Annotated in this window: 21 protein-coding genes and 1 tRNA gene; 11 read left to right on the top strand and 11 right to left on the bottom strand. The window is 65.0% G+C overall.

Annotation, left to right across the window (positions count from 1 at the left end; genetic code table 11):
- Positions 1 to 29: 29 nt before the first annotated feature.
- The 10 genes from NNX37_RS03450 to NNX37_RS03405 all read left to right on the top strand — a co-directional run bounded on the left by NNX37_RS03450 (position 30) and on the right by NNX37_RS03405 (position 11,043).
- Positions 30 to 806, top strand: a complete 777-nt coding sequence (locus NNX37_RS03450) for an SGNH/GDSL hydrolase family protein (protein ID WP_255790860.1) — start codon at positions 30 to 32, stop codon at positions 804 to 806.
- A gap of 206 nt (positions 807 to 1,012) precedes the next feature.
- The gene (locus NNX37_RS03445) at positions 1,013 to 2,611 is read left to right on the top strand and encodes an MFS transporter (protein WP_255790859.1); all 1,599 of its coding nucleotides are present in this window, start codon (positions 1,013 to 1,015) and stop codon (positions 2,609 to 2,611) included.
- A 142-nt stretch (positions 2,612 to 2,753) separates the two neighbouring features.
- The gene (locus tag NNX37_RS03440) at positions 2,754 to 3,248 is read left to right on the top strand and encodes a MarR family winged helix-turn-helix transcriptional regulator (RefSeq protein ID WP_255790858.1); all 495 of its coding nucleotides are present in this window, start codon (positions 2,754 to 2,756) and stop codon (positions 3,246 to 3,248) included.
- Between the two features lie 99 nt (positions 3,249 to 3,347).
- Positions 3,348 to 4,490 (top strand): glucose-1-phosphate adenylyltransferase family protein, encoded by a 1,143-nt coding sequence (locus tag NNX37_RS03435; RefSeq protein WP_255790857.1) that lies wholly within the window; start codon positions 3,348 to 3,350, stop codon positions 4,488 to 4,490.
- Between the two features lie 374 nt (positions 4,491 to 4,864).
- Positions 4,865 to 5,101, top strand: a complete 237-nt coding sequence (gene rpmB, locus NNX37_RS03430; protein WP_229946774.1) for a 50S ribosomal protein L28 — start codon at positions 4,865 to 4,867, stop codon at positions 5,099 to 5,101.
- Complete coding sequence (gene rpmG, locus NNX37_RS03425) at positions 5,101 to 5,268, top strand: 50S ribosomal protein L33 (RefSeq protein ID WP_227919278.1); 168 nt, start codon at positions 5,101 to 5,103, stop codon at positions 5,266 to 5,268. Before rpmB ends, rpmG begins: the two co-directional genes overlap by 1 nt.
- Before the next feature lie 2 nt (positions 5,269 to 5,270).
- Positions 5,271 to 5,576 (top strand): 30S ribosomal protein S14, encoded by a 306-nt coding sequence (rpsN, locus tag NNX37_RS03420; RefSeq protein ID WP_227919276.1) that lies wholly within the window; start codon positions 5,271 to 5,273, stop codon positions 5,574 to 5,576.
- Positions 5,577 to 6,136: 560 nt separating this feature from the next.
- Entirely contained in the window at positions 6,137 to 6,424 is a 288-nt protein-coding gene (locus NNX37_RS03415; protein ID WP_304659010.1) for an HU family DNA-binding protein, read from the top strand.
- Between the two features lie 459 nt (positions 6,425 to 6,883).
- Positions 6,884 to 9,088, top strand: a complete 2,205-nt coding sequence (locus NNX37_RS03410) for a cytochrome c oxidase assembly protein (protein WP_407079912.1) — start codon at positions 6,884 to 6,886, stop codon at positions 9,086 to 9,088.
- The gene (locus tag NNX37_RS03405) at positions 9,088 to 11,043 is read left to right on the top strand and encodes an NHL domain-containing thioredoxin family protein (protein WP_255790855.1); all 1,956 of its coding nucleotides are present in this window, start codon (positions 9,088 to 9,090) and stop codon (positions 11,041 to 11,043) included. Before NNX37_RS03410 ends, NNX37_RS03405 begins: the two co-directional genes overlap by 1 nt.
- Before the next feature lie 115 nt (positions 11,044 to 11,158).
- Here NNX37_RS03405 and NNX37_RS03400 read toward each other — a convergent pair whose 3' ends face one another.
- The 11 genes from NNX37_RS03400 to NNX37_RS03350 form a co-directional block, all read right to left on the bottom strand.
- Entirely contained in the window at positions 11,159 to 12,136 is a 978-nt protein-coding gene (locus NNX37_RS03400) for a zinc ribbon domain-containing protein (RefSeq protein WP_255790854.1), read from the bottom strand.
- A 104-nt stretch (positions 12,137 to 12,240) separates the two neighbouring features.
- Complete coding sequence (locus NNX37_RS03395; RefSeq protein ID WP_255790853.1) at positions 12,241 to 13,500, bottom strand: ABC transporter ATP-binding protein; 1,260 nt, start codon at positions 13,498 to 13,500, stop codon at positions 12,241 to 12,243.
- A 39-nt stretch (positions 13,501 to 13,539) separates the two neighbouring features.
- Positions 13,540 to 14,382, bottom strand: coding sequence for a carbohydrate ABC transporter permease (locus tag NNX37_RS03390; RefSeq protein ID WP_255765114.1), 843 nt, complete (start codon positions 14,380 to 14,382; stop codon positions 13,540 to 13,542).
- On the bottom strand, positions 14,383 to 15,345 hold the full coding sequence (locus NNX37_RS03385) for a carbohydrate ABC transporter permease (protein ID WP_255790852.1): 963 nt from the start codon (positions 15,343 to 15,345) through the stop codon (positions 14,383 to 14,385).
- Positions 15,342 to 16,664: an extracellular solute-binding protein gene (locus tag NNX37_RS03380; RefSeq protein ID WP_255790851.1), complete on the bottom strand. Its 1,323-nt coding sequence runs from the start codon at positions 16,662 to 16,664 to the stop codon at positions 15,342 to 15,344. Before NNX37_RS03380 ends, NNX37_RS03385 begins: the two co-directional genes overlap by 4 nt.
- 139 nt (positions 16,665 to 16,803) lie before the next feature.
- On the bottom strand, positions 16,804 to 17,730 hold the full coding sequence (locus NNX37_RS03375; protein ID WP_255790850.1) for an AEC family transporter: 927 nt from the start codon (positions 17,728 to 17,730) through the stop codon (positions 16,804 to 16,806).
- A 9-nt stretch (positions 17,731 to 17,739) separates the two neighbouring features.
- Positions 17,740 to 18,201, bottom strand: a complete 462-nt coding sequence (panD, locus tag NNX37_RS03370) for an aspartate 1-decarboxylase (RefSeq protein WP_255790849.1) — start codon at positions 18,199 to 18,201, stop codon at positions 17,740 to 17,742.
- 98 nt (positions 18,202 to 18,299) lie between these two features.
- Positions 18,300 to 18,373, bottom strand: a tRNA-Gly gene (locus NNX37_RS03365).
- 115 nt (positions 18,374 to 18,488) lie between these two features.
- Positions 18,489 to 18,767 carry a protealysin inhibitor emfourin gene (locus tag NNX37_RS03360; protein WP_255790848.1) on the bottom strand — a complete coding sequence of 93 codons (279 nt, stop codon included), beginning with the start codon at positions 18,765 to 18,767 and terminating at the stop codon, positions 18,489 to 18,491.
- The gene (locus NNX37_RS03355) at positions 18,764 to 19,831 is read right to left on the bottom strand and encodes a M4 family metallopeptidase (protein WP_255790847.1); all 1,068 of its coding nucleotides are present in this window, start codon (positions 19,829 to 19,831) and stop codon (positions 18,764 to 18,766) included. Before NNX37_RS03355 ends, NNX37_RS03360 begins: the two co-directional genes overlap by 4 nt.
- Before the next feature lie 103 nt (positions 19,832 to 19,934).
- A complete protein-coding gene (locus tag NNX37_RS03350; protein WP_255790846.1) occupies positions 19,935 to 20,444 on the bottom strand; it encodes an SseB family protein in 510 nt (169 codons plus the stop codon).
- A gap of 70 nt (positions 20,445 to 20,514) precedes the next feature.
- On the opposite strand from NNX37_RS03350, the gene kynA reads away from it, so the two are divergent.
- Positions 20,515 to 21,369 carry a tryptophan 2,3-dioxygenase gene (gene kynA, locus NNX37_RS03345; protein WP_255790845.1) on the top strand — a complete coding sequence of 285 codons (855 nt, stop codon included), beginning with the start codon at positions 20,515 to 20,517 and terminating at the stop codon, positions 21,367 to 21,369.
- Positions 21,370 to 21,385 lie beyond the last annotated feature (16 nt).

Genomic DNA, 21,385 nt, shown 5'->3' with positions numbered 1-21,385 from the left:
GTCTTTGCCGATGCTTGTAATCTGTGGGGGTGACTTTTACGCAGCGATACGTGGCCCTGGGAGATTCGTTTACGGAAGGCGTGGGGGATGAGGACGAGACCCGCCCGAACGGTGTGCGCGGCTGGGCGGACCGCGTGGCCGAGCAGTTGGTGCTGGCGGACAGCTCCTGGGGGTATGCGAACCTCGCCATCCGGGGCAAGAAGCTGCACCAGGTCCTGAATGAGCAGGTGGATGCGGCCATTGCTCTGTCGCCCACTCTGGTGACCATCTATGCCGGCGGCAATGACATCCTGCGTCCCAAGGTGGACATTGACGCCATTGTGGCCGCCTACGACGCCGGGATTGCCAAGCTGTGCTCCAGCGGTGCCGCGGTGCTTGTCTTCACGGGGTTCGATTCCGGCAACTCCCCGGTCTTCGGCCGCACCCGCGGACGCACGGCGATCTACAACGAACTGGTGCGCGAGGCGGTGGAGAAGAACGACGCCGTGCTGGTGGACTACTGGCGCATGAAGAACCTCCAGGACGAGCGGTACTGGGCCGTTGACCGCCTGCACATGTCCCCTGCCGGGCACATGCTCACCGCAAAGAAGGTGCTGGAAGTGCTCCGCGGCACGGATGCCATCGATATTCCGGAACTGGAGGAGCAGCCCGCGCGCAACCGGGCGGAGCAGCTGCGCCGGGACGCCCAGTGGGCCCGCGAATACCTCGGCCCGTGGGTCAGCCGCCGGCTGCGCGGAGTGTCCTCCGGAGATAACCTCAGCCCGCGCTATCCCGAGCTGACGCACCCGCCGCTGCCCGCTTCATAGCCGGTCGTGCGGGAAATCACATATGCCTTGGTAAGTACGTTGTTTGTATACCGAAACCGGCCCCGGTCCCGGTCCTGACGCGGAAAACCCGGTTCCCCGATTCGGTGGATGCGCCGTGCCTTTCCTAAACTTGTATGTCGCCCGGCACCGTGTGGTGCCCGGGCGGTTTGCTGCTCTTAGCAGCCATCGATCAAGGGAAGGCCCACATGTCGAAAGATGCACCGCCCCACGCTTCCGGAACCCCGGCGTCACCGTCCTCACAGGCGGCCCGTAAAATCCGCAGGCCCAGCCTGCGGATCCGCCGCCTCGAGGTGGACGATGTCAATGTCGTCGACAAATCCATGATGAAGAAGGCCGTCGGCGGAACCGTCGTCGGCAACACCATGGAATGGTTCGACGTCGGTGTTTACGGCTACCTCGCCGTCACCATGGGCGCCGTGTTCCTGTCCGACGCCGACAAGGATGCACAGCTGCTCTTCAGCCTGGGCGTCTTCGCAGCCACCTTCATCGCCCGTCCGCTGGGCGGCGTCGTCTTCGGCCGCCTCGGCGACCGCATTGGCCGGCAGAAAACCCTCGCCATCACCCTGATCATGATGGCGGCTTCCACGTGCGCCATCGGCTTGCTGCCCAGCTACAACACCATCGGCATCTGGGCTCCCATCCTGCTGGTCCTGATGAAGCTGCTGCAGGGCTTCTCCACCGGCGGCGAGTACGCCGGTGCCACCACCTTCGTCTCGGAATACGCCTCCGACAAGCGGCGCGGTTTCCTGGCCAGCATCCTGGACCTGGGCAGCTACATGGGCTTTGCCCTGGGCGCCGCCGTTGTCTCGGTGATGCAGCTGACACTGTCCGAGCAGACCATGCTGGACTGGGGCTGGCGGATCCCGTTCCTCGTCGCCGGGCCGCTGGGCATCATCGCCATTTACTTCCGGCTCAAAATCGAGGAGTCCCCGGCCTTCCAGGCCACCATGGACGCCCAGGAAGCCAGCGCCAAGGCCGGTGACGAAACCGATTCCCTCGGCACCGTGGGAATCTTCCGTGCCTACTGGCGCCCGATCGTGCTGGCCATGGTCCTCGTGGCTGCCGTCAACTCGGTGGGCTACGCCCTGACGTCCTACATGCCGTCCTACCTGACCGATTCCAAGGGCTACGACCCGGTCCACGGCACCCTGCTGACCATCCCCGTCCTGGTGCTGATGGCCCTGTGCATTCCGCTCGCCGGCAAGCTGTCGGACCGGATCGGCCGCCGCCCCGTGCTGTGGATCGGTGCAGGATCCACCATCGTGCTGGCCGTTCCTGCCTTCATCCTGATTGACCAGGGACCGGTTGCCACTACGCTGCTGGGCCTGCTGCTGCTCGCCATCCCGGTGACCTTCTATGTGGGCAACCTGGCCGCCACGCTGCCCTCCCTGTTCCAGACCTCCAGCCGCTACGGCGCCATGGGGATCTCCTACAACTTGGCCGTGGCTATCTTCGGCGGCACTGCTCCGCTGATCATGCAGGGCCTGATCACCCTCACGGACGATGACATGGCGCCGGCGTACTGGCTGATGTTCACCTCCGTGGCCGGTGCCATCGCGGTCATCTTCATGAAGGAATCCGCCAACCGGCCGATGCCCGGTTCCATGCCTAGCGTGGACACCCACGCCGAGGCGCGGGAGCTGGTGGCCGGCCAGGACGAGAACCCGCTGCTCGACGTCGACTCGCTGCCGTTCGACACGCTGGGCAGCCAGCAGCCTCCGGCCGGCGAGCCCAGCGGCGTTGAGCCGGCTGACAACCGCGTTGAGCCCGGCGCCGGCCGGTAAGCATCAACCGCACTAGCAACACCGCCTGCCGGAAGCCGGCCGGACACGCGTCCGGCCGGCTTCTGCCGTCGAGGCACCGGTTGGTGCGGCGGCGTAAGCCTGCAATCATTGAACCGTAAAGCTTAATGAGAGGACTGCCGGCATGACTGACAACGCCCCGCGCTGGCTAAGCCCGCGAGAGCGGCAGGCCTGGCTGGCGCTGTATGCGGTCTCGGGCCTCCTGCCCGCCACCCTCGACGCCGATCTGTTCCGCCGAGCCCGGATCACCCTCTTCGACTACCACGTCCTGGCCATGGTTTCCGAGGCGGAGGGCAGATCCCTGCCCATGAGCGAGCTGGCGGCGCGGTCCAATGCCTCCCTGTCCAGGCTGTCCCACGTGGTCAAGAAACTTGAACAGCGCGGCTGGATGTCCCGGACCCCCTCGCCGTCTGACGCGCGGGTAACGACGGCGGCCCTGACGGACGAGGGTATGGCTGCTCTTGAGGGGCTGGCGCCGGATCACGTGAAAACCGTTCGGCAGGCAGTCTTTGACGGGCTTTCCGACGAGGACGTCGCCGATCTGGAGCGCGTGGGGAAGAAGATCCTCGCCCGTCTCGACCCGTGCAACGGCATCCTCGGCCCGGATCAGGCGCCGTAGCCCGTTAGTCAACTTGCTGCCCGGGGGCCTGCCCTTGTTAGCGTGGGTGTGTATCGAACTAATGAACCGTATCCACGGCACGATGAGAGGCACCACAGTATGCGCGTACCCCGAATCCTGACCGTAATTCTCGCCGGAGGTGCCGGCGGTAGGTTGGGCAGCTTGACGGATCACCGGGCAAAACCGGCCATCCCGGTCGCCGGGTCCTACAACCTGATTGACATTTCCCTCTCCAACCTCCACAACAGCGGCTTCGGCGATGTGTGGATTGTGGAGCAGTACAAGCCCCAGTCCCTCAATGACCAGCTGGTCAGCGGCCGGCCCTGGGACCTGGACCGCACCCAGGGCGGACTGCGGGTGCTTCCGCCCTATCAGGGCGGTGACGGCGAAGGGTTCGCGCAGGGCAACGCCGACGCCCTGTACCGCCAGGTGGACTACATCCGTGAGTTCGATCCGGACCTAGTCCTGGTCCTCAGTGCCGACCACCTTTACCGCCTGGATTACCGCGACGTCGTCCAGGCGCACCAGGAAAACGGGGCAGCCCTGACCCTGGTTACCACCAGGATCAACAACAACCCGGGCGACCACGGAGTGGTTGAGGTAACCGATGGACTGGTGACCGGATTCGAGTACAAGCCCTCGAATCCGAAGACGGACCTCGTGGCAGCGGAGATCTTCCTCTACGACACCGACGTCCTGCTCAACGCACTGGATGCCCTGGTGAAGCGGGATGGCCAGCTCGAAGACTACGGCGACCAGCTCATTCCCTACCTGGTGGAGCAGGAAAAGGTCGTGGACTACCGGCTGCCCGGTTACTGGCGGGACATGGGGACCCCGCGCAGCTATCACCAGGCCCATCAGGACCTGATTGACGGACGCGGCTTGGACTTCGATGATCCCCGCTGGCCGATCCTCTCCGCCAGCCCTCGCCGGCTCCCCGCTTATGTGGGGCCGGACGGCATCGCAGCCGGCAGCCTGCTCTCTCCGGGGGCGAGGGTGGAAGGCACCGTCCGCCGCAGCGTCCTTAGTGCAGGAGCCGTGGTGGAAGCCGGCGCCGAAGTGGACTCCTGCGTCCTGCTGGACGGTGTGGTGGTCCGGTCCGGTGCACGCATTGCAAACCTGATTGTGGACTCCTTGGCGGTGATAGGCGGCGGCCGGGCACTGGACGGCGCGGAGCTGGATCCGGAAAACGGCGTGGCAGTGGTGGGGCGCGATTCGAAGGTGGACCCGCCGTCGTCGTGATGCCCGGCACTCAGGTACCCCCGAGTTTGAACGAAACGCCCGTTGGCCCTAGGATAGAGAGGCGTTAAGTCGTGCGTGTGTTAACCTGTTCCGCTTCGCGCGGGCAGGAGGATATTTGCACGGCCACCCGTATAAACCTAGAATTGAGGGCTGTCGAGCCGGGTTTCCCCGTTCGGCTGCCTGAACTTCACCGTCTTCCCCGCGGCGAGGCACTTCGGCTGGATCTCACCCCGCCAGGTTAACCTCCGGAAAGTCGCAGTAATAACGGTGTCAAAACTGGTGGCGGGACGCTCTTTATGGCAGGTGCTTAGGCGCTTTGGCCTTGTGTCTGTTTTTTGAGGACCGTCATATTTACTACAACTGGAGGAGAGATCATGGCAGCTTACTGCCAGGTAACCGGAGCCATTCCCGGCTTTGGTCACAGCATTTCGCACTCGCACCGCCGCAACAAGCGTCGGTTCGACCCGAATATTCAGAAGAAGCGCTACTGGGTTCCGTCCCTGCGCCGCAACGTGACGCTGCAGGTTTCTGCACGTGGCATCAAGACGATTGACGTCCGCGGTATCGACGCTGTTGTTACCGATCTGATCGCGAAGGGTGTGAAGCTCTAGTGGCTAAGGACAAGGACGTACGTCCGATCATCAAGCTGAAGTCCACTGCGGGCACCGGCTACACCTACGTAACTCGCAAGAACCGTCGTAACGATCCGGATCGTATGGTTCTGAAGAAGTACGATCCCAAGATCCGCCAGCACGTCGATTTCCGTGAGGAGCGCTAAGAATGGCAAAGAAGTCCAAGATTGCCCGCAACGAGCAGCGCAAGGTAATTGTTGAGCGTTACGCTGCCAAGCGCCTCGAACTGAAGAAGACCCTGGTCGACGCAAACGCTACCGACGAAGCCCGCGAAGCTGCACGCCTCGGCCTGCAGAAGCTCCCGCGCAACGCTTCCCCGGTCCGCCTTCGCAACCGTGACCAGATTGACGGCCGCCCCCGCGGTACCCTCCAGAAGTTCGGTATCTCGCGTGTGCGTTTCCGCAACATGGCCCACGCAGGCGAACTGCCGGGTATCAAGAAGTCCAGCTGGTAAGCACTGCCTACCGCTTTGAAAAGGACGGTCCCTTCGGGGGCCGTCCTTTTTCGCTGTCCTGGGATGGCTGGTGGCCTGGGGTGGCTGGGTCCCGGAGTGGCTCAGGTGCTGGGGGTGCGGCCTGCCGGACAGCATTTACTGCACCATGAACGATTTACTGCACGATGAACGCCGTAATCCGGAACTGAAAGACCGCCCCGGGCAGGAATTCCCACCCACGGGTGCTGCCGTTATCGGGGGGTCACTTCAAGCACCGCCCCATCGGCCGGAATTTCCGCGCAGGCATGCCGGTTATCCCGCGGATGATAGTGCCGGGATCCTGCGCATCCACGCCGATGCGCAGGCTGATCGGGGGCATCTGTGTAGCACGTCGCCAGCCTTCAGGCGAGTTGGCCGGTTCCCGGGTGCAAAATGCCACTTTTCGGCCCGAAAAACGGGAAAAATCCGCTAAATACAGGGGATTTTGCCGGAGTTGGGGGTCCAAGCTGGTAAGTTTTCGAACAGAGGTGGTTTCGCATCCGCGATCCGCTCGAGTTACCCACAGTCCAGGAGGACATAAATTGGCTATGAACCGCAGTGAACTTGTTGCCGCAGTTGCAGAAAAGTCCGGCAACAGCCAGACCGCAGTCAACGGCGTGCTGGATGCCGTCTTCGACATCTTCGTAGAATCCGTTGCCAAGGGCGAGAAGATCACCATCCCGGGCTGGCTGGCAGTTGAGCGCACCGACCGCGCTGCACGTACGGGCCGCAACCCGCAGACCGGCGAAACCATTCAGATCCCGGCAGGCCACAGCGTCAAGCTGACCGCCGGCTCCAAGCTGAAGGCTGCTGTCTCCACCAAGAAGTAGCATCACGCAGCGGCCACTGCCGCAGCTTTGAGAAGGCCGGCATCTGAGGATGCCGGCCTTCCCGCGTTTCGGGGCCCACCAGATTTGCCTGCACAGACCGTGCTTTTCCATCCCCACGGTGCAGGCAGCACTCCGTAGTCCTGGCAGTGCACCCGGCCCCCGCGCACCGCGCAACCCCGCCGCACCCGCCGCCCCGCGCAAGCCCGCCGCAGCACAGCGTCCCATCGGGTGGGGTTTCTGCTGCCGCCCGGGACCTCACCTGTAACAGCAGCACCATTTCGTGGGATGCCGTACCGCGGGACCCCGCGCCCGGCCCCCGCACTCCGTCCTGCCAAGGGCAGCCATGGTAACCACCGCGGCCCCACCCCCCCCCAAAAAAAAGCCCCGAAGCCCCGAGGCGGATTACGAGCCGGCACCCATGATTGGCCCTATTTTTACAGCGGGTAGAGAATAGATACTGTGCCCAAATCCGTAAAAACCCAGTCCGCCCGCTCCGCCGGGACTGACCTGCTTCCGCAGCCCGGCAAGGGGGGCGCCCCGCGCGCAGCAGACGAGGACGGCAAAGCCGTTCCGGCTGTGCGCAACGGCTGGCTCGCAGCCTCCTTCGTGCTCGTGTTCATCAGCCTCTCCGCGGCCCTGCTGTTTTCCGGTGCGGCCGGCGTCACCCAGCTGGGGGGAGCGGGAACACTGACCCGCTGGGGGCTTCCGGTTGCCAAGGCGCTGCAGAATGTCTCCATGGCCGCCGTGATCGGCTCCCTCGTGTTTGCCGTGGCGATCCTCCCCAAGAATCTGAACTTTCGACGCGTCCGTAAATCCGCTTCCGGCCGGTCCGCGTCCATGGAGCCGGAGCATCCCGCCTTTACCCGTGCCCTGGCCCTGGCCTCCGCGGCGGCCGTCACCTGGACGCTCTCCGCCCTGGCAGTGATGGTCTTCACCTATTCGGATGTCTCCGGTCTGCCGCTGGGCTTTGACTCCGCGTACACCGCCGGGCTGGGTTCCTTCCTGACGGACTTCGCCACGGGCCGGGCCTGGCTCGCCGTGAGCATCATTGCCGCCGTGGTGACCGCCCTGACCTTCGGCGTGCGGTCCGTGGGCATGCTGGCCTTTACCCTGGTCCTTTCCATCGGCGCCCTGCTGCCCATGGCGCTCACGGGCCATTCCGCCGGCGGGGACGACCACGCCGCCGCCGTAAACTCCATCGGACTCCACCTGCTGGGTGTGTGCCTGTGGATCGGCGGAATCCTTGTCCTGGCCGTGATCTCCCGACAGCTCGGGTCCATTACCGGGGTGGTACTTACCCGGTTCTCCGCCCTCGCGGGCTTCGCCTTCGCTCTCGTGTTCCTCTCCGGCGTCGTGAACGCCTCCCTGCGGATCAGCTCGCTGGACCAGCTCGGCACGCCATGGGGAACCCTCGTGCTCTTCAAAGCCGGTCTGACGCTCCTGCTGGGTGTCCTGGGGCTCATGCACCGCCGCTGGGTCATTCCCCGCCTTGCCGGCGCCAATCCGTCCCGGACCCCGGCTCCGGAAGGCAACCGCGGTGTTCCGCAGGGCGGTCTGTCCGCGCAGCGCGTGCTCTGGCAGCTCGTCACCGTGGAACTGGCCATCATGGGAGCCGTGTCCGGTGTGGCTGCGGCCCTGGGCCGCACCGCACCGCCGCGTTCGGAGGAACCTCCCGCGGATGCCTCGCCTGCACGCATCCTGACCGGGTACGACCTTCCGCCGGAGCTGACCGGCGAACGCTACCTCACCGAATGGCGGCCCGACTGGTTGTGGGTGGCCGTCATCCTGACCCTGGCCACCGCTTACCTCATCGGCCTGGTGAAGGTCCGACGCCGCGGGGACAAGTGGCCGGTCCTGCGTGCGGTCTGCTGGCTGGTCGGCCTGCTCGCGCTGGGATACATCACCTCCGGTGCCCCGGCGATCTACGGCATGGTCCTGTTCAGCACCCACATGCTGGGGCACATGGCCCTGACCATGGTGGTTCCGCTGTTCCTGGTGCTCGGCGCGCCTGTCACCCTGGCCCTCAAGGCCCTGACCCCGCGCACCGACGGCACCCGGGGTATCCGTGAATGGATCCTCATCGGGGTGCATTCGCGCTTCTCGAAGATCATCACGAATCCGATTTTCGCGGCGGTCAACTTCGCCGGCTCCATTGTGGTCTTCTACTATTCAGACCTCTTCGGCTTCGCTTTGCGCGAGCACGTGGGGCACGAACTGATGGTGGTGCACTTCCTGCTCACCGGCTACATCTTCATCCTGACAATGATCGGCATCGATCCGGTGCCCGGCCGCGCCCCGTACCCGCTGCGGCTGGTGATCCTGCTGGCCACCATGGCCTTCCACGCGTTCTTCGGTGTGGCGGTGATGGGGGGAACGGCCCTCATCCAGGCTTCCTACTTCGGCAACATGGGCCGGGAATGGGGCCTGTCGGCGCTGGCGGACCAGCAGCTGGGCGGATCCCTGATGTGGGGAATCGGTGAAATCCCGACCCTCTTCGTTGCGATCGGCGTGGCTTACCAGTGGTCCAAGAGCGATGCACGGGAGACCCGCCGCTCGGACCGTGCAGCCGAGCGGAATAATGACGCCGATCTAACCGCTTACAACAACATGTTTGCAAACCTGGCGCAGCGTGACGCCGGGACCCCGGATCAAGGAGATCGTTAATGACTGAAACCGTGCGCGCCGGATACCGGGTGCGGGCCTCGGAGCTTGAGGGCCGCAACTGGCTGAACACCGGCGGCCGGCAGCTGAACCTGGAGGATCTCCGCGGCAAGATCGTGTTGCTCGATTTCTGGACCTTCTGCTGCATCAACTGCCTGCACGTGCTGGACGAGCTCCGGCCCCTGGAAGAGAAATACTCGGACGTGCTGGTCACTGTGGGAGTCCATTCCCCCAAGTTCGAGCACGAAGCGGACCCGGTGGCCCTCGCCGCCGCCGTCGAACGCTACGAAATCCACCATCCCGTCCTGGACGACCCGGAGCTGCTGACCTGGCAGGCCTACACCGCCCGGGCCTGGCCCACCCTGGTGGTCCTGGACCCCGAGGGGTACATCGTGGCGCACCTGTCCGGCGAAGGGCACGCAGCAGGCCTGGAATCGCTTGTGGCCGAGCTGGTGGAGGAACACGAGGCCAAGGGGACACTGCACCGCGGCGACGGCCCCTATGTGCCCGCAGAACCCAGTGCCGGGGACCTCCGCTTCCCGGGCAAGGTGACGGCCCTGCCGGGCGGCACCTTCCTGGTGGCCGATACCGGCCACCACCGCCTCGTGGAGCTCGACGCGGACCTGGCCGGCGTGCGCCGGACCATCGGTGACGGCGTCAAGGGCTGGCAGGACGGGAATGCCGACACCGCCCGCTTCAACGAGCCCCAGGGCGTGGCACTGCTGCCGGCCGACGTGGCTGAAAAAGCCGGGTACGACGTCGTCGTGGCGGACACGGTCAACCACCGTCTGCGCTCCGTGAACCTTGCCACGGGTGCCGTGCGGACCATCGCCGGCAACGGCGTGCAGCGGCTGCTGGATGCCGGGAACCAGACCAAGGCAGGCGCGGCATCCGCCGGTTCCGGTGAAAGCGCGGGGGATGGCGTCCCCTCCGATTCCTCGGACCTGCCCGGTGCCGATCCGCTGAACGTTTCGCTGTCCTCCCCGTGGGACCTGGTCTGGTCCTCGAAGCTGCAGCGGCTGGTCATTGCCATGGCCGGCACGCATCAGATCTTCGGCTTCGATCCGGTCACCGGCTCCGTGTCGGTCCTCGCCGGCACGGGCCTGGAAGGGCTGCTCGACGGCGAAGCCTCCGCCGCATGGTTCGCCCAGTCCTCCGGGCTGGCCGAAGACGGCGACGGCAACCTCTGGGTCGCCGATTCCGAAACATCCGCCCTGCGCCGGCTGGTCCTGGACGGCACCGGAAGCGTCCAGGTGGACACCGCCGTCGGCACCGGCCTCTTTGACTTCGGTTTCCGCGACGGCGACGCGTCGGAAGCCCGGCTGCAGCACCCGCTGGGCGTCGCAGTGCTGCCGGACGGCTCCGTGGCCATTGCGGACACCTACAACGGCGCCGTGCGGCGCTACGATCCGGTCACCGGCACCGTCTCCACCCTGGCCCGCGGGCTTTCCGAGCCCTCGGATGTCCTGGTGGACACGGGCGCTGCCGAACCGCTGCTGATTGTGGTCGAGTCCAACCGCCACCAGCTGGTCCGGCTGCCGATTCCGAAGGAAGCCCAGTCCGTGGACGAAGGTGCCCGGCAGACGCAGCGGCCGCGGACCGCCGTCGCATCCGGCCCCATGTCCCTCACCGTGCGCTTTGCCGCGCCCAAGGGCCAGAAGCTCGATGACCGTTGGGGCGATCCCACCCAGCTGAAGATCTCCGCTTCGCCGGAGGAACTGCTGGTCTCCGGCGGAGGCACGGCCACCGGGCTCACCCGCGAGCTCGTCCTTTCCGACACGGTGACGGACGGCGTCCTCCACATCACCGCCCGTGCGGCGGCCTGCGACGGGGAGCCGGGCGGCGAAATCCCGGACCACGCGGCGTGCCACATGTACCAGCAGGACTGGGGCATTCCGGTGGTGTTGCAGGCCGGCGGCGAGTCCGAGCTGGTCCTGGACCTGCGCGGACTGGACTAAGCAAAACGGGCAGTTCCGGGAGGGCCGGAAAGCGCTGACGAAACCGCCTTAACGCACTTCGGCGGCGGCACGGGAAAAACCCCGTGCCGCCGCCGAACCCGTCTCAAAGGGACGGTTACTGCACGTGCGGGCTCAGCGTGACGTCGTCGCCGTCCACCCGCAGCGAGGCGTTGAAGGTAAACGACTCCTCGGCCACGAGCGGGCTCTTGTCGCCGCTGAAGAGATCAACCTGGGTTGCGGTGACCCGGGCGGTCGCGCTCAGCGGGCTGAGCACCCAGCGTCCCTCTGCCTGCGTCAGCTCGACCTCGGGGTAGTCCGTGATGCTCCACCGGATGGGCTGTTCCACGCGGTTGTTGGTGAGGTGGTAGAACGGGCAGCCCGGCGGAGCCAGGCGGTCGGCAGCCGTGCAGCCGTCGAGGAATTCGCGGATACCGGTATCGATCTTGGTGACGAGTTCCTTGGTTGCCTCCGGCACGAGGGCGAGCTGGGGATCCTCTTCGGCCGTCACCAGCGTGGTCTGCTCCGGCGCGGCCAGGTATTGGCTTTTGTAGGAGGCCGCCACCCGCGAGACGGGGAAGGCCGCGAAGGTATTGGCACCCTCCGGAAGGGTCACCCGGACGCCGTTGAGGGTCGCTTCCCGCAGCGACGGAGCACTCACCTGCACGGTGGGCAGCGCTGCCGGCACAAAGTCCCAGGTGTCGAAGAACAGCCAGCGTTTTCCGGTGTTTTCCAGCACGAAGCGGGTGGTTCCCTCGGACTGTCCGTAGGCGTAGTCCAGGGCCACTTCGACCCGGTCCCCGCCGATATCCTCAGCCTCGCCGACATTGCGCACCTGCAGCCCCTTGACCGAGGCACGGAGTGCGTCGCCGTCGAGCAGTGCCGCATTGGCCTCCGGGACCTGCGCGTTGAGCATACCGAGCGCCTGCCCGCCCTCGCCGTCGGCCAGTGTCTGCAGATAGCTTTCCACGTGCTTCTCGGGGCCGTACGTCTTCGCGTTCACAAAATAGATCACGACGACGGCGGCCGCGATCGTGAGCATGAGGGCAAGCAGCCAGGAGGCTACTGCCTTGATTACCGGTGATGTTCCCTGCACCGGTCTTACGTTACCTGCACGGAAGAACGAAGGCCGGATCGGTTCCCCGCTCCGGCCTTCGTGTCAGGCGCCCGGGCCGGGCGCCTGTGTCGCTGACAGGGCGGCTAGGAAGCGGCCGCCGGGACCGACTCGTGGGCAGCGGCGATCTCCTCGGCACGGTGGGCGTTGGCTTCCTCCGTCAGCTCCGCACCGGCAGCCGCATCGCGGGTCAGGTTCTCGCCGGTCTCCGGGTCGAAGAGGTGCACCTTGCGGGTGTCCAGCCACAGTTCGGCGTCGCGGCCCCCGCGGATACGGCTGGCGGCGTCGAGCGTCACCACCACCTGCGGGCGCAGTTCGTCGGCATCCATGTCCCGCGCGAGGTTGTTCAGCAGCTCACGCACCTCGGGGGTGGGATCGAAGTGGATGTAGCCGTACTGTTCGTTGCCCAGCCACTCCGTGTGCGTGATCGGTGCCGTGAACGTGGAGCCGTGCTGCAGCTTGTGTTCCTCCACCAAGGAAGCATCCTCGAAGAACTCGGGACGGATGCCCACCAGGACAACCTGCTTGCCGGCGGCCTTCGCTGCCTTTTCCTCGGGAATGCGGAGGTCGCCGACGGCGGTCTTCAGCACTCCGTTCTCCAGCGTGGCGGGCAGGAAGTTCATGGACGGGGAACCGATGAAGCCGGCCACGAAAAGGTTGATGGGCTGCTCGTAGAGCTCGCGCGGGGAAGCGACCTGCTGCAGGATGCCCTTCTTCAGCACTGCCACCCGGTCTCCCAGCGTCATGGCCTCGGTCTGGTCGTGGGTGACGTAAACGCTGGTGGTGCCCAGACGGCGCTGCATCTGCGCAATCTCGGCACGCATCTGGCCGCGCAGTTTGGCGTCCAGGTTGGAGAGCGGCTCATCAAAGAGGAAGGCATCGGCCTGCCGGACGATGGCCCGGCCCATGGCCACCCGCTGCCGCTGGCCGCCGGAGAGGTTGGCCGGTTTCCGGTCCAGGTGGTCCGTCAGTTCCAGCGTGGTTGCTGCGTCGGTCACGAGCTTGCGGACCTGCTCGTCGTTGTACTTGCCCTTGTTCAGGCGCAGGGGGAAGGCGATGTTTTCGTACACGGTCAGGTGCGGGTAGAGCGCGTAGTTCTGGAACACCATGGCCAGGTTGCGGTCGCGGGGTGCCTTGTCATTGACGCGCTCGCCATTGATCAGCAGATCACCGGAGGTAATGTCCTCGAGGCCCACGATCATACGCAGCAGCGTCGACTTGCCGCAGCCGGAGGGGCCCACCAGAATGATGAACTCTCCGTCGGCAATGTCCAGGCTGACATCGTTGACGGCCGGGAAACCGTCGCCGTATTTCTTGACGAGGTGGTTAAGGGTAATAGATGCCATGGTTAGGGATCCTTTTCTTCAATCCGGGTGCGTCAGGGACTAGCCCTTGACGGCGCCCTGGGTTAGGCCGGAGACGATTTGGCGCTGGAACGCCAGCACCAGGACAACTACGGGAATGGTGACGATGATCGCCGCGGCGGAGATGGCTCCGGTGGGCTCCTCGAACTGCGATGCGCCGGTGAAGAACGCCAGGGCCGCCGGTACCGGACGGGCTGCCTCGGTGGAGGTCAGCGAAATGCCGTACACGAAGTCATTCCAGGCGATGAAGAACGCGATGATCGCCGTGGTGAAGACACCGGGTGCCGCCAGGGGAACGATGGCCTTGCGGAACGCCTGCCACGTGGTGGCTCCGTCCACCTGGGCTGCCTGCTCCAGCTCCCACGGGATCTGCCGGAAGAATGCCGCCAGGGTCCAGATCGAGATCGGCAGCGTCAGGGACAGGTAGGGGATGATCAGGCCCGGCCAGGTGTCATAGAGACCGATGTTGCGCCACAGGTTGAACAGCGGGGTCACGATGGAGATCACCGGGAAGATCGAGACGCCCAGCGCCGTGGTCAGCACCAGTTTCTTGCCCGGGAAGTCCAAGCGGGCAATGGCATAGGCGCACAGGGTGGCCAGGATGACTGCGATGAAGGTCGCGATCAGGCAGATGCCGATGGAGTTGCGCAGGCTGCTCAGGAACAGTCCCTGCGCATCGCCGACCAGGATCTGCTCGTAGTTGCTCCATGACCAGTTGGTCGGGAGGAAGGTCCCGGACGTCAGGTCGCTGGGCAGCTTGAACGAGGTCGCGAGAATCGACGCCACCGGGAACAGTGCATACAGGACGACCAAAACCGAAATAATGGTCCAAATCGTCCGCCGTTTGGCAGGTGAGGACTTCACTTATTTACCCCCTCGTGCGCCGGAAAGGTCCACTTTGAACAGTTTGATGGCGATGAAACAGATGATGATGACGCAGATGAACAGCAGGACCGAGACGGCCGAGCCCATGCCGATTTCCAGGCGGGTAATCGAGGTCCGGTAGGCCAGCAGCGAAAGCACCTCGGTGCCGTACGCGCCGTTGGTCATGATGTACACGTTGTCGAAGATGCGGAAGGCGTCCAGGGCCCGGAACAGCACCGCCACCATGATGGCGGCCTTCATGTTCGGGATGATCACCTTGGACATCCGCTGCCACCAGGATGCGCCGTCAACCTCTGCCGCTTCCGTCAACTCACCCGGAACCTGGGCCAGTCCCGCGAGCAGCAGCAGGGAGATGAACGGGGTGGTCTTCCAGATTTCCGAGGCCATGATGACGGACAGTGCCGTCCAGGTGTCGGCGAACCAGTTCAGGTCCGCATCGATGCCCGGCAACCAGCTGAACCAGCTGTTGATGTACCCGGAGTTGATGTCGAAGGCATAGAACCAGGCGAAGGCGGAAACCACGGTAATGATGCCGTACGGCACGAGGATCGCGGTGCGCAGCCAGCCGCGGACGGCCTTCAGCGCGCTGTTCATCACCAGGGCCAGGGCAAAGCCGAGAATCAGCTCAATCACGACCGTGATGACCGTAATCAGTACCGTGACACCCAGATCCCGCCAGAACAGGCCGTCCGAAAGGATGGTGGCGTAGTTGCCCAGCCCCACGAACTCCCGGTCCGCCGGGGCGGTCAGGCGGTATTTGAACAGCGATTCCCAGAGCGCCAGGAGGATCGGGTACGCGGTAACCGCCAGCATGATGATGAAGGCGGGTCCGGCGAGCCAGAAACCGAGCCGCCGCTCCGCTTTGGCGCGGTCGCTGAGGGGCTGTTTGGATGTAGCTGCCTTGGCCGGGGCTTCCCGGACCGCTTCAACGGAAGTGCTCACAGCAGTTTCTCCCCTCTAAGGACTTCGAGGATGAATTCCTGGCTCTCGGCCGGGGTGGTGTCGGGGTTGACCTCGCTCGGCGGAGTCCAGGTCTGCTGGATGCCGGTGGAGATTTCGTTGTAGTACGGGGTCTGCGGCCGGGGAACGGCCAGCTCGAGCGAGTCCCGGATAGTGGGTGCCATCGGGAAGGTCTCCTCGATTCCAGGGGAGTTGTAGGCCTCTTCGTTCGACGGCGGGTTGCCGTTGGTTGTGAAGTACTGGGCCTGGTTCTCAGGCGAAACGATGCATTCAATGGCCTCGAACGCCAGGTCGGGGTGCTGGCTGTTGGATCCCACGCCCAGGTTGATGCCGCCCAGCGGGGGAGCAGTGTCCTCGCCCTCGTTCATGGCCGGGTAGAGGGCCCAGCCGATGTCGTCGATGAGGGACTCCGGCAGCGCACCTTCCTCGACCGAGGCATTGGTTGCCGGCCAGACGAAGGGGTAGTTGACCATGAATGAACCCTGGTCGCCCTGGAATTGGATCATGGACGTGTTTTCCGTCTGCGTAGGCAGTCCGGGACCGCCCAGGCCTTCCTTGCCGATCGTGGAGACCACCTCGGCGGCCTGCTTCCCGGCCTCGGAGTCCAGTCCCAGCTGGATTTCATCCGCGGAAGCGTCCGGGTTCTCGACGATCCGGCCGCCGGCCGACGCCACCAGGGCGTTGACCCACACGGTCATGGACTCGGCGCGTGCGCCCTGCACGCCGATGTACTTGTCCTGGCTCTCGGCGGCTTCGATTATCTGGTCCCAGGTCACGGGCTTGGTCATATCCAGCTGGGCCGCTTCAGCCACGGACTTGCGGTACCAAAGGATCTGGGTGTTGGCCCAGAACGGGACAGCCACCACTTTGTCTTTCCACTTGGCGCCTTCGAGAGCGCCTTCCAGGACACCTTCGGTAGTGCGCTGGGCAACGTCGTCGGGGACCGGTGCAAGATACCCGGGTTCCGCGTACTCCGGCACGTTGGGCGGGTCGAGACTCATGATGTCCATGCTCTTGTCCCCCGCAGCCAGTCGCCGGGCCAGCTGTTCGCGCTGGGAAGCGGCATCATTGGGCAGCAGGGACGTCTCGATGGTGTACGCACCCCCGGATGCCTCGGTGCACTGCTCGGCCAGTGCTGCCTGGCCGCCGGCATCCGGGTTGATGTACCAGGTCAATGTGGGTGCTGCACCCTCGTCGGTTCCGCAGCCGGATAGGAGAGTTGCGCCCAGAGCCAGCGTAAGGCCGGCAGCAGCCCGTGTCCTTTTCCGGGTACGCCCCCAGTATCTTGCGTCCTTTGGCATCGGTACTGTGCCTCCACCTCGTCGTAAGCGTCCCCTGCGGCGTTGCAGAAGACGGACTGCACGCTGAGCAGTCTTCGTTTGACCATATGCCTTGAACGTAATTTACGCCACATTAAAAGGGATCGAGCCGGGTAGACCCTCAGGCGAGCAGAGCTGCCGCCAGGACCAGGACCGGAAGCGAGGCAATGGTGGTGAGCAGCACGGTGTCCTTTGCCACCAGCAGGCCTTCATCGTAGCGGGCAGCGGCAACGAACACATTCTGCGCGGTGGGCAGGGCAGCGGTCACGACGACGGCGAAGAGCAGATGTCCATCCATGCCCAGGAGGAAGCGGGCCAGTAGGAAAGCCAGCAGCGGCTGGACAACGAGCTTGAACGCGGAGGCGAGGACGACGTCGGCCCGCCGGCCGCCGTCGGCAGTCAGCGGCCGTGAACCCACCAGTGAGAGTCCGAAGGCCAGCAGCATGGCGGGAACTGCCGCTCCGCCGATCAGGGATACCGGTTCATGGATGATTTCGGGCAGCTGCGTGCCGGTGGCGGCCAGCAGCAGACCGAGCAGGGAACCGACGATGATGGGGTTGCGCACCACCTGGCCGGCAAAGACCCGAAGTGAGGTCCGCCGGCCGCTGGTGGCTGAATCCATCATCATCAAAAAGAACGGCGTGAAAAAGGCGAGCTGGAAAATCAGCACGGGTGCGATATAGGCGGCGTCCCCCAGGACGTACACGCAAATGGGCAGGCCGAGATTGGCGGCATTCACCAGGGACGAGGACATGGCCGAGATGAGCATCTCGGGCAGCGGGCGGCGCAGCCACCAGCGGGTTGCCAGCACATACAGGACCGCCGTGGCTCCGGCGCTGGCGGCCGCGACCAGCAGCGGAAGCGAAAAAACAGTGCCCAGGTCCGCATCGCTCAGGGTAATGAGGAGGAGGGCGGGGGACGCGACAAAAAACGCCAGCCGGCTGAGCACGGTCTGGGCGTTGTCCCCCAGCACCCCAAGCCTGCCGATGCAGTACCCGGTGAGGATGATGATCCAGACAACTGCGAACCCGGTGAGTACCCCCAGCACCGGATGCTGCTATCTGGCTTCGGCAGGTACGTCCAGGTTGCTGCCCATGACCTGGGTATTGTCCAGGGCCAGCGGAGGACGCTCGGTGCCTTCGGTCACGGCTTCAGCCGGGTCCGTTCCCAGTTCAAGAATCCGGTTGGCGGAATCAACGTGGACAACCGTGGGCACAAAGCTGCGGGCCTCTTCGGTGGTCATGTCTGCGTAGGTGATGAGGATGACCGTGTCGCCCACGTGCACCAGATGCGCCGCGGCGCCGTTGATGCCCAACACCCCCGAGCCGCGCTCGCCGGCGATGGTGTACGTCTCCAGCCGGGCGCCGTTGTCGACGTCGACGATAGAGACGAGCTCTCCGGGCAGGATGTCCGCGGCCTCAAGGAGGTCGAGGTCAACCGTCACGGACCCCACGTAGTGGAGGTCGGCATGGGTGACCGTGGCGCGGTGGATTTTGGACTTAAACATTTTCCGGTTCATCGCGGACAAGTCTACGCCGGTTACACCGGACTTCGAGCAGGGGGTTGACACGCTGACAGCGAAAGCGCAGAGGGAGGGGGAGGGACGTTGCTCCAAAATGGAGCGGGCGACGGGAATCGAACCCGCGTATCAAGCTTGGGAAGCTAGCGCTCTACCATTGAGCTACGCCCGCAGCGGCCGGAGCAGATCCGGCACAATCTCTTACTTTACATGGAACCGACGGGTTGCCTAATCCGGGTGCGGTGCTGCCGGAGGGTTCGAGGACCGCGCGGCAAGGGCCCGGATGATTATCCGCCCGGCGCCTCGCCGGCGTCCGAATCGGCGCCGGCCCGCGCACGCTCCACAAGTTCGCGCCACCTCCCCTTCACCTGCCGTTCGGGGATGGTGACGGCCGCAGGGCCCACCGAAATTTCGTAGGTGAACCGGTCCGGTTCGCTGTCCGGGGCTTCGGGCGGGTCGCTGAGGAGCGGCAGCCACCGCTCCTGTGCCTCTTCGGAGCTGACCTGCGTGCTCCAGGTGCGCTGCATGCCCGCAAAGCCGCCGCTGCGCACTACCACCAGTCTCATACCAAGACGTTAACCTCTTTCCATGCGGCCTGAACAGCGGTACTTTCCTCAGTCCCCGCCCCGTAGCGTTTTTCGGCCGCGGTGATTGTGGCGGCGGCAAAGACGGCGAAGGTGGCGTCGGCAGGGAAGTTGCGTTCGGTAATGGTGTCGTACCAGATCTGCCCGGCCCGCTCCCAGGCATACCCGCCGAGGGTTTCGGCCACCAGGTAGAACGCGCGGTTGGGAATCCCGGAGTTGATGTGGACGCCGCCGTTGTCGGCTGAGGTCTTCACGAAGTCCTCCATGGACGACGGCTGAGGGTCCTTGCCAAGCACGTCGTCGTCGTAGGCAGTCCCCGGCGCCTTCAGGGACCGCAGCGCCCGCCCCTGCACCTGGGCAGTGAACAGGCCTGCGCCCACCAGCCAGTCCGCCTGGCCGGCGGTCCGGCCCAGCAGTTTCTGCTCCACGAGGACGCCGAAGACGTCCGCCACCGATTCGTTGAGCGCCCCGGCCTGGTCACGGTAATCCAGCTGCGCCGTGTACTGGATGATGCCGTGGGTCAGCTCGTGGGCGATTACCGTGACGGATTTGCTGAAGCGTTCGAAGACCTCGCCGTCGCCGTCACCGAGCACCATGCGCGTGCCGTCCCAGAAAGCGTTGTCGTACGCGTGGCCGTAGTGGACTGTGGCCTCCAGCGCCCGGCCCGCGCCGTCGAGCGAGGAACGTCCGTAGGCGTCGCTGAAGAGGTGGTAGGTGGCCCCGAGGCCGTCATAGGTTTCGTCCACGGCGGGGTCGCCCGTGGCCGGTCCGCCCTCGGAGCGCACCACCGTGCCCGGCAGTTCCTCCAGTCCCAGGGCATCCGAGATGGTGCGGCGCAGCGACGGAGTGAGTGCGGTACCGGACCCGCGGGACGGTGCCGAATGCCGCACTGAACGTGCCGATTCCACCCCCTCAATCCCGGTGAGCGCCCGGCGGGCCGCCTTCGCCGCCGTTGCCTTGGCGGGGTCTTCGGCGGCGGCCAGCCGGGCAAGCAGATACGGCGGAACAATGGAACAGATCGACGAAGTCACGCTCGAATTGGTCACGGTACAGCCCTCCCTCTGTGGTGAGGCTCCCCAGCGTAGGCTCCGGCACCGACACTTCAAGGGTCAGGCGGGTAAAAACGGCATCAAACGGCCATAACGCAACCTAACCGGCTGTTTTAGGCCCTTCCGCGGTCGGATCGTCGGGCCGGGCAGAGTCCCGCGCCTGCTCGGCGGTCTTTTCGTACGCGGCCACGAGTGACGCCACCACGTCCGGGCCGATCTCCAGCCCTACTTCGTGTCCCGGATTCACGGACATGCCGTATCCCGGGGCAATGCTGCGGATGGTGGCTTCGCCGGTGGCCTTGACGACCACCGGTGCTGCTTCGCGCAGCTGTGCGGGGATGCGGTCCGCGGAGGTGAAGGTGGCGGCCACGGAGTAGTCGGCATCCGGGGCCTTCAGGACCACGGCCTGGAACGTGGAGGGATCATCGTCCTTCGTAAGGCGGCCAACGCTGAGCAGCTCCGAGGTCCAGATGACGGACATGACCTCGCGGTTGGTGATCCGGCCCTCGCGGCCGGCGGTGATGGCTTCTTCAAGAGCCGCGCCGGGTGCTTCGACGTCGTCATGGGCCAGCGGCATAGTCGGGATCTCAGGGGTGTTGTCCGGTTCCATGGGGGACTCCTTCGGAGGGATCGGTGCCAAAACTCCAAGTCTGGCATACCGAGCGGATACCGTGGTGGGCATGAGTCCGAACGAGAACACCCGCAGCCTCGAAGCAGGCATTGAACGGGATTTCAGCGACAAGATGAGCTACGGGTCCTACCTTGCCCTGGATGATCTGCTCGCTGCCCAGCATCCGGTAAGCCGCCCGGAGCACCACGACGAGATGCTGTTCATCATCCAGCACCAGACCTCGGAACTGTGGCTCAAGCTCGTGCTGCACGAGCTGCTCGCCGTGCGCGCCAGGCTGGCGGCGGATGACCTGCGGTCGGCCATGAAGGGCATCGCCCGGATCAAGCACATCCAGCGCTCGCTGACCGAACAGTGGTCCGTGCTGGCGACCCTGACCCCCTCCGAATACTCGGAATTCCGTGACGACCTTGGTGCCTCCAGCGGGTTCCAGTCCTACCAGTACCGTGCCGTCGAGTTCCTGCTGGGCAACAAGAACGAAGCAATGATTGCCGTGTTTGCGGCGGACCCGGAGGCGCAGGCCCTGCTGTCCGGACTGCTTTCCGAGACCAGCATCTACGACGAATTCATCCGCTACCTCGCCCGGCGGGGATACGCGGTGGAGCCGGAGCTGCTGGCCCGCGACGTGACGCAGGCCCATGTGTATAACGAGTCGCTGCTGGCGGTCTACAAATACGTCTACGAGAACCCGGCCTCGAACTGGGACGTGTACGAGGCCTGTGAGGAGCTGGTGGACCTCGAGGACAATTTCCAGTTGTGGCGTTTCCGACACGTGAAGACCGTGGAACGCACCATCGGGATGAAGCGCGGAACCGGCGGTTCCAGCGGCGCCGGCTTCCTGCGGCGTGCCCTCGAACTCACGTTTTTCCCGGAGCTCTATGCGGTGCGGACGGAAATCGGCCGCTAGGGGCATGTGCGCTATT

Origin of the sequence: Arthrobacter zhaoxinii, assembly GCF_024385505.1 — a bacterium.
In the GTDB taxonomy this organism is placed as follows: domain Bacteria; phylum Actinomycetota; class Actinomycetes; order Actinomycetales; family Micrococcaceae; genus Arthrobacter_B; species Arthrobacter_B zhaoxinii.
Note: the sequence above shows the minus strand (reverse complement) of the source record. Positions and strands in the feature narration are given on the sequence as shown.